The sequence below is a fragment of the Ferrovibrio terrae genome (genome assembly GCF_943372915.1).
GTDB lineage: Bacteria > Pseudomonadota > Alphaproteobacteria > Ferrovibrionales > Ferrovibrionaceae > Ferrovibrio > Ferrovibrio terrae_A.
In genome coordinates this window covers 1-14,242 of record NZ_CALSAN010000035.1, presented here as the reverse complement: position 1 = coordinate 14,242, position 14,242 = coordinate 1, and the positions used below count along the sequence as shown (strand labels likewise).

General features: G+C 58.8%; 16 protein-coding genes. 5 read left to right on the top strand and 11 right to left on the bottom strand.

Annotation, left to right across the window (positions count from 1 at the left end):
* The first annotated feature begins 96 nt into the window (after nucleotides 1-96).
* Genes AAG821_RS18800 through AAG821_RS18780 form a run of 5 tightly spaced genes read left to right on the top strand, consistent with a single transcriptional unit; the run spans nucleotide 97 to nucleotide 4,603 of the window.
* Nucleotides 97-1,098 carry an extracellular solute-binding protein gene (locus tag AAG821_RS18800; RefSeq protein ID WP_341912096.1) on the top strand — a complete coding sequence of 334 codons (1,002 nt, stop codon included), beginning with the start codon at nucleotides 97-99 and terminating at the stop codon, nucleotides 1,096-1,098.
* A gap of 28 nt (nucleotides 1,099-1,126) precedes the next feature.
* Nucleotides 1,127-2,224 (top strand): ABC transporter ATP-binding protein, encoded by a 1,098-nt coding sequence (locus tag AAG821_RS18795; RefSeq protein ID WP_341912094.1) that lies wholly within the window; start codon nucleotides 1,127-1,129, stop codon nucleotides 2,222-2,224.
* Between the two features lie 13 nt (nucleotides 2,225-2,237).
* A complete protein-coding gene (locus AAG821_RS18790) occupies nucleotides 2,238-3,140 on the top strand; it encodes an amidohydrolase family protein (protein ID WP_341912092.1) in 903 nt (300 codons plus the stop codon).
* Complete coding sequence (locus tag AAG821_RS18785; protein ID WP_341912091.1) at nucleotides 3,140-3,850, top strand: DUF1028 domain-containing protein; 711 nt, start codon at nucleotides 3,140-3,142, stop codon at nucleotides 3,848-3,850. Before AAG821_RS18790 ends, AAG821_RS18785 begins: the two co-directional genes overlap by 1 nt.
* Before the next feature lie 3 nt (nucleotides 3,851-3,853).
* Nucleotides 3,854-4,603, top strand: coding sequence for a DUF1028 domain-containing protein (locus AAG821_RS18780; RefSeq protein WP_341912089.1), 750 nt, complete (start codon nucleotides 3,854-3,856; stop codon nucleotides 4,601-4,603).
* 69 nt (nucleotides 4,604-4,672) lie between these two features.
* Here the strand turns inward: AAG821_RS18780 and AAG821_RS18775 are convergent, their stop codons facing one another.
* The 11 genes from AAG821_RS18775 to AAG821_RS18725 form a co-directional block, all read right to left on the bottom strand.
* A complete protein-coding gene (locus AAG821_RS18775) occupies nucleotides 4,673-5,647 on the bottom strand; it encodes a D-2-hydroxyacid dehydrogenase (protein WP_341912086.1) in 975 nt (324 codons plus the stop codon).
* A gap of 25 nt (nucleotides 5,648-5,672) precedes the next feature.
* Nucleotides 5,673-6,521, bottom strand: coding sequence for an alpha/beta hydrolase (locus AAG821_RS18770; RefSeq protein WP_341912085.1), 849 nt, complete (start codon nucleotides 6,519-6,521; stop codon nucleotides 5,673-5,675).
* 39 nt (nucleotides 6,522-6,560) lie between these two features.
* Nucleotides 6,561-7,334 carry an enoyl-CoA hydratase/isomerase family protein gene (locus AAG821_RS18765; RefSeq protein ID WP_341912082.1) on the bottom strand — a complete coding sequence of 258 codons (774 nt, stop codon included), beginning with the start codon at nucleotides 7,332-7,334 and terminating at the stop codon, nucleotides 6,561-6,563.
* An 11-nt stretch (nucleotides 7,335-7,345) separates the two neighbouring features.
* Nucleotides 7,346-8,215 (bottom strand): amidohydrolase family protein, encoded by an 870-nt coding sequence (locus AAG821_RS18760; protein WP_341912081.1) that lies wholly within the window; start codon nucleotides 8,213-8,215, stop codon nucleotides 7,346-7,348.
* On the bottom strand, nucleotides 8,212-8,808 hold the full coding sequence (locus AAG821_RS18755) for a carboxymuconolactone decarboxylase family protein (RefSeq protein ID WP_341912079.1): 597 nt from the start codon (nucleotides 8,806-8,808) through the stop codon (nucleotides 8,212-8,214). Before AAG821_RS18755 ends, AAG821_RS18760 begins: the two co-directional genes overlap by 4 nt.
* A 6-nt stretch (nucleotides 8,809-8,814) precedes the next feature.
* The gene (locus AAG821_RS18750; protein ID WP_341912078.1) at nucleotides 8,815-10,032 is read right to left on the bottom strand and encodes a CaiB/BaiF CoA-transferase family protein; all 1,218 of its coding nucleotides are present in this window, start codon (nucleotides 10,030-10,032) and stop codon (nucleotides 8,815-8,817) included.
* Entirely contained in the window at nucleotides 10,022-10,642 is a 621-nt protein-coding gene (locus AAG821_RS18745; protein ID WP_341912076.1) for a glutathione S-transferase, read from the bottom strand. The genes AAG821_RS18750 and AAG821_RS18745 overlap by 11 nt, the downstream gene beginning before the upstream one ends.
* A 53-nt stretch (nucleotides 10,643-10,695) precedes the next feature.
* Nucleotides 10,696-11,331 (bottom strand): fumarate hydratase C-terminal domain-containing protein, encoded by a 636-nt coding sequence (locus tag AAG821_RS18740; protein ID WP_341912074.1) that lies wholly within the window; start codon nucleotides 11,329-11,331, stop codon nucleotides 10,696-10,698.
* The gene (locus AAG821_RS18735) at nucleotides 11,328-12,197 is read right to left on the bottom strand and encodes a fumarate hydratase (protein WP_341912072.1); all 870 of its coding nucleotides are present in this window, start codon (nucleotides 12,195-12,197) and stop codon (nucleotides 11,328-11,330) included. The genes AAG821_RS18740 and AAG821_RS18735 overlap by 4 nt, the downstream gene beginning before the upstream one ends.
* Nucleotides 12,198-12,280: 83 nt before the next feature.
* Complete coding sequence (locus AAG821_RS18730; RefSeq protein ID WP_341912071.1) at nucleotides 12,281-13,252, bottom strand: tripartite tricarboxylate transporter substrate binding protein; 972 nt, start codon at nucleotides 13,250-13,252, stop codon at nucleotides 12,281-12,283.
* A gap of 140 nt (nucleotides 13,253-13,392) precedes the next feature.
* Nucleotides 13,393-14,242, bottom strand: an 850-nt coding sequence (locus tag AAG821_RS18725; protein WP_341916384.1) for a LysR substrate-binding domain-containing protein, incomplete at its 5' end; no start/stop codon positions are given.

The following is a 14,242-nucleotide window of genomic DNA, read 5'->3' as shown; positions in this document are numbered from 1 at the left end:
GTCATGGAACGCGAGTCACTCAATTTGCTTCTGCCGCGTGGCATTTCGCGGCGTAAGGTTCTCCAGCTTATGGGGGCCACCGGCCTGGCGGCGGCTATGCCGGCCAGCCTTCGCTCGGCAATGGCGCAAGACAAATCGCTGTCGTATTTCACCTGGTCGTCCTGGGGGGAGGAAGGCTTCGTCAAGGATGCGAAGCAGAAACTCAACCTGGATCTGAAGCCGACCTTCTACAGCAGCTCCGATGAAATGATGGCCAAGCTGCGCGGCGGTGGCACCAAAATCTATGACATGATCGTGCCGGTGCAGAATTACATCGAGCCCGCAGCCAAGGCCGGCCTGATCGAACCGCTGAATCCAGCGGCACTGACCAACTCGAAGGATATCTTCGAGCAGTTCAGCCAGTCTCAGCAGTGGCGTGTCGATGGCAAGCTTTATGGCATTCCCTTCGTCTGGGGTGCCAATGCGATGGCCTTTAACCGCAAGGAAACCGGTGAGCTTGACTCGCTGAGTGCCCTGTTCGACCCGAAATACAAGGGCCGCATCGCCATGCGCGATGAACCGGAAGATACGCTAGCCGTTGCTGCCATGCAGCTTGGAATCAAGCAGCCATATTCGATGGGTGAGAAAGAGCTGCAGGAAGTCAAGAAACTGCTGATCGCCCAGAAGCCGCTGGTGCGCGCTTACTGGAAGAATGTCGCCGATGTGCAGAACATGCTGGCATCTGGCGAAGTGGTCGTGGCCTGGGCCTTCCTGGCCGTCATTGCGCCGCTGCTCAAGGCGGGCGTTGATGCCGGCTGGGTCTGGCCGAAGGAGGGCGCCGTGGGCTGGAGTGAGTCGATCACCCCGGTGAAGGGCACCACCAAGATGAAGCTGGTCGAGGAATACGCCAACTTCACGCTCAGCCCGGAATACGGCGAGTTCATGGCGCGGACGACGCGCTATGCACCGGCATCGAAGCCGGCCATTGCCAGACTGGAACCGCAGCTGGTGAAGGATCTGGGTATCGATATCAACAATGTCGGTCGTCTCGTCTTCAAGGATATTCCGAAGGACAAGTCCCGCTGGAATGAAATCTGGAACGAGGTCAAGGCGGCCTAATGCAGCACGCAGGGGATCGGGTAGCGTGATGAGCCAAATCGACGTTGAACTTCAATCGGTGGTTAAGCGATTTGGCTCGTTTACCGCGGTGGACGGCATTAATCTTGCCGTCCAGCGTGGGCAATTCGTCACGCTGCTCGGTCCTAGTGGCTGCGGGAAGACCACCACCCTGCGCATGATCGGTGGGCTGGAGTTGCCGGATTCCGGCCGCATCCTGATCGGTGGCGAACCGCTGGCTGTCGATGGCGGTGCCAGTCGACCGACCCGCATGGTGTTCCAGAATTACGCCCTGTTTCCGCATATGACGGTGGCCGAGAACGTCGCCTTCGGCCTGCGGATGCAGAAGGTACAGAAGGCAGAGATTGAAGCCAGGGTCAGGGATATTGTCAATCTGTTGGGCCTGAGCGTTCATATCGGCAAATTCCCACGCCAGATGTCCGGCGGTCAGCAGCAACGTGTCGCCCTGGCACGCGCGTTGGTGACGCGACCGCGTGTCTTGTTGCTGGATGAACCGCTTGGCGCGCTCGACCTCAAAATGCGCAAGCATATGCAGAATGAGTTGAAGAAACTGCAGCGCGAAGTCGGGATCACCTTTGTCTATGTGACCCACGATCAGGAAGAGGCCATGAACCTCTCCGATACCATCGTCGTGATGGACCACGGCCTGATCGTACAGCAGGGGACCGCTGCCGAGATCTATCAGAATCCAGCGACGGCCTACGTCGCCGACTTCATTGGTGAAGCCAACATTCTCACCGGTGTTTTCCAGGATGACATGGGTGGTTATGCATCAGCCACATCACCGCTTGGCGTGCTCGGCGGTCGGCTGCCCGAAGCTTATCGGCCGGTCGCCGGCGAATCGGTACTGTTTTCGATCCGGCCGGAGCATGTCGTGATCGGCCCCGCCGCTTCGACCCTTGATTTCAGCCAGACCGGTGTACTGGCCGAGGTCGCCTATCTCGGCGGCAGCTCGCGGCTGACGATCACGGTCGGTCAAAACACCCTGCGTGCCGACGTGCCAGGCCTGTTCACCGCGCGTGCAGGCGATGCGATCGCCTTCGGCTGGCTGGCAGAGAATGTACGTATCCTGCAGCATGACGCCCGTTTCATCGCGCCCGTTATCTGAAAAGAGGCATGCCGTGATTGTCGATTGCGAAACCCATCCCCTGTTGCTCGCCCGTCCCGTGGCGACCAACCCGCAGATGTCCATGATCAAGCATTACACATGGTGTGAACAGTCAGCCGATCTGCTGGTGGCCGAGATGAACTATGCCGGCGTCGATAGGGCTTTTCTGATCAGCTACGATTCCGAAGATATTTTGTTTGAGGCGCGGGCGAAGGGCTTCGATCTCGAGGACTACAGCGGCGGACGGAAATATTCGCTGCAGGGCTTTCACAAATATCCAGACCGGTTCTGGTGGTTCAACACGATCAAGAATCCGAAGCGATATGACGCGGCGGCACTAGTGCAGAAGGATTTCGACGAGGGCGCGTCCGGCCTGAAACTGTTCCCGGCCTATATCGAAGCCGGCCTGGTCGACGATGCGATGAAGCGGATTTTCCGCATGACCCTGGATCAGGGCAAGCGACTGCTGCTGTCCTTCCAGACCCTGATCCCGCCAAAGAGTTTTTCCCTGGAGGAATATCTCGACCAGCTGGATCGCCTGTTGACCGAGCTGCCGGGTTTGCCGGTTGTGCTGATGCAGGCCGGTTGCGCCGATCCAATCACGCCGCGCTGGAATCTGGTCCGGCGGATCGCCGACAAGCATAAAAGCCTGATCATGGGCTGCGGGTATGTCGGCGAGATCTGGGATGACGAAACTGAATACCCGTACCCAAATTACCTGCGCCGCATCGAGACGCTGACGAAAGCTGTCGGCGCAGACCGGATGATGTGGGGCACCGACTGGCCCTGGTTTGAGGACAAGTTCAAATACAAGCAAGGCGTCGATTCAATCCGCAAGCATGCGCATTTCATGTCGGCGGACCAGAAGGCGGATTTCCTTGGCCGCACGGCCGGCCGTTTCATGGGAGTATTGTAATGACGTTCACCATCGTTGCGCGCGATAAGCAAACCGGTTTTCTGGGCATTGCGCAGTCGACCAACCCGCTGTCTGTCGGTGCGCGCTGCCCCTTCATTCGCGCCAATGTCGGTGCTGTCAGCACGCAGGCCTATACCGATCCGGGCCTCGGCCCGCTGGCCATCGAGCTGCTGTCGATCGGCTATTCGCCCGAGAAAGTGATTGCCGAACTTGGCGAAAGCGACCCCGGTTATGCCTGGCGCCAGATCGGCATTGTCGACCGGCATGGCCGCGTGGCGGCGCATACCGGCGCCGAGGCCAAAGAGCATAAGGGCGCGCTGATCGGCGACGGCTATGTCGTGATGGGCAATCTCCTGCTGACCGACCAGGTGCTGCCCGATATGGAAAAAGCCTGGCGCGACAGTGCCGGCGAGCTGTTCGAGGAACGGCTGATGCGGGTGATCACTGCCGGCCGCGATGCCGGTGGCGATGCCGGCGGGCATCGCTCGGCCTGTCTGATCACCTATGACACGGAGCCCTATGGGCGTACCGACCTGAGGGTCGATTTCGCACCCAAGAAGGCAGGCGAGCCCGATGCCGTCGATCTGCTGCGCCGTGCCTTCGACGTCTACAAGCCGATGATTCCCTATTACAAGGTCAGGCCACACAATCCTTCGATGATCGGCTGGATCGACTGGCTGAAAACCCAGGGTATTGAATTCAAGGGGTAGGCGATGACTTTCACGGTAGTGGCGCGTTGTCGTGAGAGTGGGCAGGCAGGACTTGCTCTCGCGACGGTGTCGATCGCAGCCGGCGGGCTGTGTCCGTTTTTCACGCAGCGTGGCGACATTGCGGTCTGCCAGGCCTATGCATCGCCGCGGATCGGTTACCGCATGGCCAGCGGCATGGAACGCGGTGAATCGCCGGACGCGGTTTTCGCCGCGGCCCGCGCCATGGATGCGCATCCCCATTACCGGCAGCTGATCCTGCTCAGCCGCAGTGGAGAGACGCTCGCCTATTCTGGTTCGGATTGCCGGCCCTGGGCCGGGCATATTATCGAGGACGATGTGGTGGTGGCCGGCAATGTACTGGCCGGACGGCAGGTGATTGAAGCGATGCTGCAGGTCTTCAAGGCATCCGCTGGCGAGTCCTTGTCGGAACGGTTGCTGTTGGCGTTGGAGGCCGGCCGCGATGCCGGCGGGCAAGCGACGGCAGATGGTCTTGGCTTAAGTGAGCGTTCAGCCATGGTGCGGGTGCTGGGCAGTGGGGAGGCGGCCGGCTGGCCCGTGCTCGATCTGCGGGTCGACCTGCACAATTCGGCCATTCATGAACTGCGACGCCTGTATCAGGTGCATGGTGTCTATGCCGGCTATTCTGACCGGCGCGAGAACGATCCGCCGAATGCAGGCTCGATTGTCGGCTATGAGGCCGAAGCGATCAAACGCGGCGGCGTCTTCAGTGGGCGGCCATCGGTGTATCGCTGAGGGACGCGCTGCCTGGCGTGTCTGAATACCCTTGCAGACTAGACCGCAAGCCGCCCTATCGAACGCACCCTACTCAGCAATAGAGACTTGCGACAAAAGCGGGTCGCCGCCGCGCAAACGGGATGCGTTCTCGGCACACAGTTCAGCAATCCTTTTCAGGACGTTCGGGTCGCCTTGGCCTGAGATATGCGGTGACAGGATTACGTTTTCCAAATTCCAAAGCCCGGAATCGGAAGGAAGTGGCTCTGGTGCAAAAACATCCAGGCCAGCAGCCCGGATGCGACCATCCTTTAGCGCAAGCTCTAATGCGGCTTGGTCAATCACCGGACCGCGAGCGACATTGATGAATATTGGGCAACGCACCATCAAGTCAAACTGCTTGGCGGCGATCAGGGCTTTGGTGTCCTCGGTCAGCGGTACGCAGACGAATACAACATCGGCCATGCCGAGAGCCCGCTCCAGTTCTGAGATGGGCACAGTCTGATGAAAGCCTGAAACAGATGTGCCGCTGCGGTTGATGCCAATGGTTTTCATGCCAAAGGCTGCGGACCGGCTCGCGATCGACTTGCCGATTTCACCACAGCCGATGATGACCGCAGTCTGACCTTCAAGGCCGGTTACATGGGTAAGGATGTTTTTCTGGTCCCAGTCTTTTCGGATCCGGGCGCGTTCGAGATGGACTATCCCTCGCGACAAGGATAGCAGCATTGCGAACGCATGCTCGGCGACGCCTTGTCCCCAGGCCGAAGCTGCGTTGCAAACGGGGACATTCGCTGGGCCGCCATGCCTGAGAAAGGTGTCGATGCCAGAACTGGTGAACTGAATCCACCGGACGTTCTTTCCATGATCACACAAAGCATCCGCAACCTTCTTGTCATACGCAAAGCCAGAGACAATTACGCCATCCGCCTTTTCCACAGCTGTGGAAAAACCATCGATGTCTTTCACGCCTTCAACGGTAATTCCGTCAACGGTGGACAGGCGTTGAAGAATTTCTTCATCAAAGCGAATGGTATGGCAGACAATATGCGGGGCTCGGCTCATGCAGCTATCTGAAGTGGTGAGATACTTATTTAGGCAGCTTGTCCGCCCAGTCAGCAATAGCATTCGCTGTTTCAACTGGCTTCTCAGCAGGCAAAGCATGACTTGCATTCGGAATGACGGCAATCGATACACGGTCACCGAATTCGTCCTTGGCCTCCGCCCGTGAGCTCTCCGGCCGAAACGGGTCGGAGCCAGCCTGGAGGTCGAGCATAGGCGCCGTTCCACCGGCCCACCAAGCGCTCTGGTTTGTGATCTTGCGGGCGTCGCGCTGACTTTTGGTGACATCTTCGTGCCATCCCTCCAGCCATGGTGTCGGGTCATTTCCATCAGCGAAAAAGGCCAGTCTCAGGCCCGCCAGTTTCTGGTCGCGGGTCGAGGAGGGATCATTAATCATAGTGATGGCGTCGGAGAGTTCCTGCGGCCATTTCTTTGCGCCACCTGCCAGAAGCACAACACCGCGTGTCATCTGCGGATGGTCGGCGGCGATTGTCTTGGCAATCCACTGCCCATAGGCATGTCCGGCAATAATTGCCCTGCCGCCCTCGGCAGCAATCACCGCGGCGAAATCCCGGCCGAAATCATGGAAGGTAACGTTTTTCATGGGGCCGCGTGAACCACCGATGCCTCGTGGCTCGGGCAACGCAACCTTGTAGCCGCGTTTGGCAAGCTGGTCGGCCAATGGGCCGAATTCAGCAGTACCGCGGCCTGTGGAAGCAATGACAAGGACAAGCGGCCCCTGGCCCCGGACGGAATAGGCAATGGTGGCGTCGCCGTTTCTGACGACCCGTTCGTCCGTTGCGAAGGCAGGCGAAAGGGTCGTCAGTGCCAGTGCTGTTCCTGCCCCTAACGCTATGAAAAACCGCCGCATAGTCATCTCTAGCCTCCGGATTTCTTGGGATTGGAGCGTGTCTTGTTAGCTGTTGAAGACGGGCTTCCGCTTCTCTGCAAAAGCGCGCTGCGCTTCCTTGCTGTCCTCGGTAGCCGAAAGAATCACGGTCTGTGACTGTTCGTACCGGTAGCCATCACGAAGCGTCATATCTTCGGTGACATTGAAGGAACGCTTGGCGGCCTGCACGGCGAGCGGGCTCTTTGCGGCGATGGTCCGCGCGATATCCAAAGCGGTCTCCATCAACTTGTTACCCGGCACGCAGGCTGACACCACGCCCTGGCGATAGAGATCCGGGCCATACATGCGGCGAGCCGTATAAATCAGCAGGCGGGCATCGGATTCACGGAAGAAGCGGCGGACATGGCTGACGCCGCCAGCCAGGCCAACATCGACCTCGGTCATGGACAGGAAGCCTTCCTCGGCGCAGACCAGGATGTCGCAGCACAGAGCCAGGACGCAGCCCGCACCAATGGCTGCGCCATTGATGGCGGCAATAACCGGCTTGCTGCATTCCATCACGACGTCGAAGGAAGCACGCACGTTGCGATTGTGGAGTGGGTAGGCGCCTGCATCAGAATGATTTGGGCGGTCCTTGAGGTCGGCGCCTGCCGAGAATGTCTTGCCATTGCCGGTCACGACAATCGCGCGAACATCTTTCCGGTCGTTAAAAGAGTCAAATATCTGGACAATCTCTTCGCGGAACTTCCGGTTCTGCGCGTTCACTGGCGGACGGTTCAGTGAGACGGTGGCGACGTAATCCGCGATCTCGACGGTAAAACACTCATAGGTATCAGACATTTCATTCTCCATTAGAAATCGTAAAGTTCAGTGGGGTTTTTGACCAGGATGCGATGTCGCACAGTCTCATCGGGTTCCCACTCCCGGAATAGATCAAGGAGATGACCGACATCGGGTGCGCGGTCAGCAAGGCGTAAATGCGGCCAGTCCGAACCCCAAACCAGGCGGTTCGGGTTGGCTGCAATCAAGGCATCATGGAACGGTCGCAGGTCGGCGTAGTCAGGGAAGGCCTGTGAGCAGCGGCACAGCACGAGCTTTACCCAAAGCCACCCTTCCTGCAGGGCTCGCAGAATTTTCCGGAAGGCCGGATCTTCGACGCCACGGGAAACGACGAGACTGGCCATATGGTCGAGAACAACCGGAATGCCCAGGCTGCGATAGCGCGCGACGAGGTCCGCATGGCGGTCGATCGGGCCCCAAATCTCCGCATGCCAGCCTCGCGCTCGCATGCCAGGCAGCAAGTCGTCCAGAGCCTCCGTGGCCACCGCCCCAGGGAACCGGCCAGTGCCGCCTGGTACAGTCATATCGTTGAACCGCAGGCCACGAATACCGGCTGCGTGCCAGCGGTCGAATGTCTTCTCATCCAGCGTGCTGCTGGCGCAAATGCCCCGAAGCTTGCCGCCTGACGCATTGAGGGCGTCTATCATCAGTTCCGGGTCACTGCCGTAGGCGCCGGGCTGAACAATGACTCCATGCTCCAGTCCGGTCCTGACCCGCATATCCAGATGCAATTCTACCGGTGCGAAGGGCGGCGTGTAGTGCATCTGGTGCACAACTGGAAATCGATCATATGGGCCAAAGATGTGGGTATGGCTGTCACAGCTTCCCTGGGGAAGCTGCCAGCCGGGCGAACGGGCGGGCGGTGGCGAAGCGTCGGTCATGCCGATTTCCCGGCAGGAGGCAGCACGGTCGGACCGGACCCGGATACCGGCAATGGCGGGACCGCTCCGTCAAGCACAGGAATCTCGTGAGCATTCAGTGTGAATGAGACCATCGTGTAGTAGCCAATAACTGCCGTCAGTTCGACACAGCCCTGTTCGCCCCACCGCTTGGTAATGGCAGCATGAAGCGCGTCGGTGACATTTCCGGTCTGCAAAAGAAGACGGGTAAATTCGTAAACTTCCGCCTCGGCTTCGTCCGCCAGCTGTGGCGCCTGTCCGAGGCGGATAGCCTCGATGATGGCTTGATCCAGTCCGGCAACCCGGGCTGCCTCGGCGTGAATCTGGAATTCGAGCTGGCTGTTCCAGTATCGCCCTGTCGCGATGACCGCCAACTCATTGAGCTTGGCGGGAAGGCATGTCTTGTAGCGCAGGAATATACCGACCTGAGACCAGCGCGCAGCCAGTTCCGGACTGTGAATGATGGCGCGGAGCGGACCAACCATCCGGCCGCGCGGCCCCGAAACTACATCGTCGTAGACGCGCTTTTGGTCAGGCGTGAATTCTTCAACGGTGGGGAAATGCAGGCGGGTCATTGATCGTTACTCCGGTACTGCGGCTAGAGCGAGTTCCTTCAGAATCTGGTCGGTATGCTCGCCAAGCAGCGGCGGTGGCCGGTCAAAGACCAGTGGTTCGTTCCGGAAGTTCAGGGGACTCACGACCTGTTTGACTATGCCGCCTGTCGGATGCGGCAGGTCCCGGAGCATCTTCCGGTGTTCAACCTGCGGGTCGGAAAAAACTTCCGGAATAGAATTGATTGGCGCGCAGGGAACGCCCGCGGCATCAAGAGACGAGATGAGGTCGGCACGCTTCCAATTGGCGAATGTTGCCTTTAGCAATCCATCGAGCGTTCCGTGATTGCGGACGCGTGCCGGATTGGTGGCGAAGCGCTCATCAGCCGACCATTCCGGGCAGCCCAAAATTTCCGCGAGCTTGCCGAATTGGCCGTCATTTCCGACAGCGAGAACGAAGTCGCCATCTGCGCATGAGAAGACATCCTGGGGCTGGATGTTGGGATGCCGGTTGCCGCCGCGCTTCGGGGTATTCCCGGACAGCGCCCAGTTCATTGCCTGATTCGAAAGGATGGCAGTCTGGACATCCAGCATGGCGAGGTCGATGTATTCGCCTTGCCCGGTCTCGGCGCGGCGCGTGAGCGCAGCCAGCACGCCGACCGTGGCGTACATGCCGGTCATCAGGTCAACGATCGGAATACCGACCTTCTGCGGCCCGGCACCGGGCATGCCATCCCGTTCGCCAGTGATGCTCATCAGACCACCCATGGCCTGAATGGCGAAGTCATACGCGGCTGCCGTCTTGCGGGGACCTGACTGTCCAAAGCCAGTCACTGATGCGTATATCAGACGAGGATTGACAGCTTTCAGTGCCGGATAGTCGAGGCCGTACTTCGAGAGGGTGCCCACCTTGTAGTTCTCGACGACGACATCGCTGATGGCAGCAAGCTGCCGCACAGTCTCCTGACCTTCAGGAGTCGAGATATCCAGCGCCATGGAACGCTTCCCGCGGTTCACCGACAGGTAATAGCCAGCTTCTTTGGTAGGCTTACCATCAGTGCCTTGCAGAAATGGTGGTCCCCAGGCGCGCGTGTCATCACCCGCGCCCGGCCGCTCGATTTTAATGACGTCGGCACCCAGATCGGCCAGGATTTGCGTGGCCCACGGCCCTGCCATAATCCGGCTCAGATCCAGAACGCGGACATGACTCAGAGGGCCGCGGCGGTGGGTTTTCGTTTCATGAATCATTGACGACCTCGGTGGCAATAGCGGAGGGACGCTTGCTGAATTTCTCATGCCAGGCAGCCAAAGCGGGATAATCGGACCGCCAATTCCAGTCTTCATAGCGGAAATCCAGATAGGACAAAGCACAGCCGAGTGCGATGGACGACAGTGATAGCGGACCATCACCAATCGTCAGGGCCGACGTCTCAAAGCGCCTCATCGTCGCTACGGACTTGGTTTCGAAGCTGGTCAGCCAATTGGCGGTTTGAGCATGAACGGGTTTATTGCGCTCATTGCGCCACAGAATCAGAATGTCCAGGAACCCGGTCGCCAATGCATGGCGGCTCAGTTCGGCCCATCGGTCGGTCCCGGACGCAGGAATGATACGGTTTCCACCGGCCAGCGCGTCGAAATATTCGCAAATGACGCCTGAATCTATCAGGACGCTGCCATCCTCAAGAATGAGCGTCGGAATCTTGCTGAGCGGATTGTCCGGCATCAGATCAGGGTTCGGCGAGCTCATCTGCACGACGGTGCGTCGGAGCTCCAGGCGGTCGGCCAGTCCAAGCTCATGGGCGGCAATCATGACCTTGCGGACGAAAGGTGACCGCGGTGACCAGTGAAGTGTCATCATAAGAGAGCTGCCGAAAAATTGATGATCGTTACGATGTGCATGGAATTTTCATCTCAGGACTTTGTGGCGGAGGCGCGAAGCCGGTCGGCCTCAAGTTCTTTGAGAATTTCTGGGAAGAGCGCTTCAGCGGTGTTGCGCAGACGGTCATAGGCACTGTTTCCATGAGCATCGATTGTCACGGTCAGGGGCCCTAGCTTCTCAACTTCCAATTTGGTCAGCCGGAAATGCGCAATGAAGTCCGGCCATGCCACGTCAACGACGCGCTTGATTGCAGTGGTATGAAGCGCCGCACCGCCCCCTAGGAACGAAAGATAGATGCATCCGGTTTTTTGCATCGCCTGGGTTGACGCCGTATCCAAACCACCTTTTCCGCCTACAACGCGCAGACCAAATTCTTGGATAAAGCGCGGCATAAAGGGATTAAATCGGGTGCTGGTCGTCGGATTCATATAGAGGATTTCGAGACTGTCGCCCGTATCCCGGCTATAGCTGCCCAGGTGGAGAAGTGTTGCGCCCTTGAGGTCCATGGGAAGATTTTGCCCGCGATCCAGGTATTCCAGGATGCGCTCGTGAGTCGGCAGACCTGCCGTGACGATAATGTCTCCGGTCAGGGTGACGAGGTCTCCCACTGAGAGACTGCGGACTGTCGCCTCATCAAGAGGCAGCTGGAGGTGGCGGGCGTTTGTCATTCGAAGCGCTCTACTCGGCCGTCGTTGTATATCCGTGCGCCTGCCTTGCGATTAATCCAGCAATTGAAGGACACGGCGACTGGGGTGAAGCCGTGCCCAGCCGCATACTCGACGTGCACGGCAAAAGCGGTGGAATCTCCACCGGTACCCATGGGGCCGAAGCCGGTTTTGTTCACTGCCTTTAGAAGCCGCTCTTCCATCGCCGCGACAGCCGGCTCAGGATTCCGCTTTCCCAGCTCGCGCAGGGTCGCCTGCTTTGCAAGCTTGGCGCAGTAGTCAAAGCTCCCACCGATACCGACGCCGATGACGACAGGCGGGCAGGCCTGAGAGCCGGCCTTGAGAACACATTCGAGGATATACTTCTCGATGACATCCAATGGCGGCGAAGTGAATATTTCCATAGCAGCCCAGCGGCCAGAGCCGAGTGCCTTTGGCGAGCAAATAATCTCAATGTAGTCCGCGCCATCTATCAGGTCGTAGGTGACGAGCGGCATATCTTTGCCTGCATAGCCGCGCTCGCGGGTCAGCGGGTTCTGGACATGCATCAACAAAGGCGGCTCAATTGTCTCGACAAGGTAAGCAAAGCCATCGACGAAAGCCTGCTTAATATTACCGGAGAGCTGAGCCTCGGTCCCAATTCGAACCAGGTATTCCGGCACACCGGAATCTGAGCAGACGAACTGCATTGTCTGTTCGGCCGCCTTGGCACTTCTCAGCATGGTATCAATCGTGGCGCGCGCGCTGTCGTCGGACTCGCTAGAACGCGCCTGGTGGAGGGCTGCCTTAGTGTCCTCGGGGATTTTCTTGAGGCTGCCGCCATACAGGTCGGCAGCAACTGCCTTCACAATCTCGTAGGTAATTGCCATACGCAGCCCCTCGATACTCTACGAGCACCCGACCAGGCACCCGCGGCGCGCGGGGAGTGCCCGCGGCCGCGAACGCTCGCTGACTAGTCGAGCGTGATGCCGCCCTTCTTGATGACTTCACCCCACTTCTTGAATTCCGCCTGCATGATCTGGCGGTATTCATCGCCTGTGCTGGCCGATGCCGTCGCACCCTGGTTGGCAATCTGCTGCTTGGTTGCAGGATCGTTCATTGCGGCAACCGTAGCCTCGCGGAACTTGTTCGCAATATCGCTCGGCATGTTTTTATTGGCGATGAGGCCGTAGATTGTTTCGACATTGATATTGGGAAAGCCAAGCTCGGTGGTGGTCGGAACATTGGGCAACTGGTCGGCCCGCTTCGGGCCATTGATGGCAATCGCATTGATTTTGCCGGATTTGACGAATTCCAGGACTGCCGACAGGTCTGCCGGGAAAATCTGAACATCATTGCTCATCAGGCCAATGACCGCGGGCGCCGCACCACGATACGGCACGTGGACGATATCGATACCGGTTTCCTGCTTGATGAGTTCGCCACCCAGATGTGTGGTGGTTGCCTTTCCGGCCGAGCCATAGTTCAGCTTGCCAGGTGACTGCTTGGCCATCCGCAGCAGATCCTGGAAGCTGTTGATGCCGGATTCTTTGCTGACCGCAAGAACCTGCGGCACACGGGCGACCACGGTCAGGAACTGAATATCATCGAGGGTGTAGGCTACCTTCATGATATGGGGCAGAGCCGCGAGCGCGCCGTGAGTTCCGAACCCAAAGGTGTAGCCATCGGGCTGTGCAGCGACAGCAGCCTGAATGCCGATGGTCCCGCCACCGCCGCCACGATTCTCGATGACGACCGGCTGTCCGACCTTCTCGCTGATCTTCGGGGCGAGGACGCGCGCCAGAATGTCCACGGGACCGCCTGCCGGGAACGGGACGATGATTTGGATTGGCCTGTTGGGCCAGGCCTGGGCCAGAGCTGGTGCAGAGATAGCGGAAAGTGACAGCGCCGCCACCGAGAGCGAGCGCAGAATGTGCCTGAACATGGTTTCCTCCTCATGATTGGAGGGGGCCTGCTTGGAGCCCCTCCTTGATTTGGAGGCATCTTACGCAGGCAAATTGATATGCTTCTAGATGAGTAGCACTTAAATCAGATATATGATTTTTGTTATAACTGGCCGTCCCTCTAACCCTTCGTTGCCCGGGATGCTTTCGCAGTGCGCAAAGCCCTCCAGATACCGTGGTCTGCGATGTCGTTGACAGTGCTTTGAATGAGGCTGGTCATTTCATGGCATGCCGCAGTCAATGGTCGTTGCGTCGTGGTGCCGAGGGCGATTGTGCGGACAATGCCCGGGCTTACGAGCTGAGCCGCCTGCAGGCGGCCTGCATCGACTTCAACCGCAACCGCATGGACAGGTAACAGCGTGTAGCAGCCGGAGGTGGCCGAAAGCTGCTTCTGCAGGGGAATCGAGTCGGCTTCTATTGCGACCGTCAGCGCGATGCCCTTCTTCTTCGCAAGCTGGTCGAGCAGGACCCGCAGCGCATTTGGTGCACCGGGTAAGATCAAGGGGAGCTTATGCAGTTTTTCGAATGGAATCGTTGCTGCCCGGTTCAGGATACCCTTTGGCGGACCTACGAGATAGGTATCGACGGACGCCAACGGGGTTTCATTCTTAGCCGTGGCGTTGCCATAGCGGTAGAGCAGCGCGATATCGATACGTCCGCTGACCAGCCACTCGTCGACCTGGCCTGTAGACCCTTCGAGAACCCGTAAATGGATTCCCGGATAGCGCTCGCGCGTTGCAGTGTAGAGTCGCTCAATCAGGGGTAAAGACAGAGACGGCAGGATACCGATGCAGACTTCGCCAGCTGGTACTGTGGCGTTGGCTCGAATGTCCTCCTGCAGCTGCCTGGCTTCGAGTAGCAGGGCTTTGGCCCTGGGCAGAATACGCAGACCTAGCTCCGTCAGCGCCACGCCGCGGCCGGTGCGGTGGAACAGTCGACCGCCACACTGCTGTTCCAGAACCGATATCTGG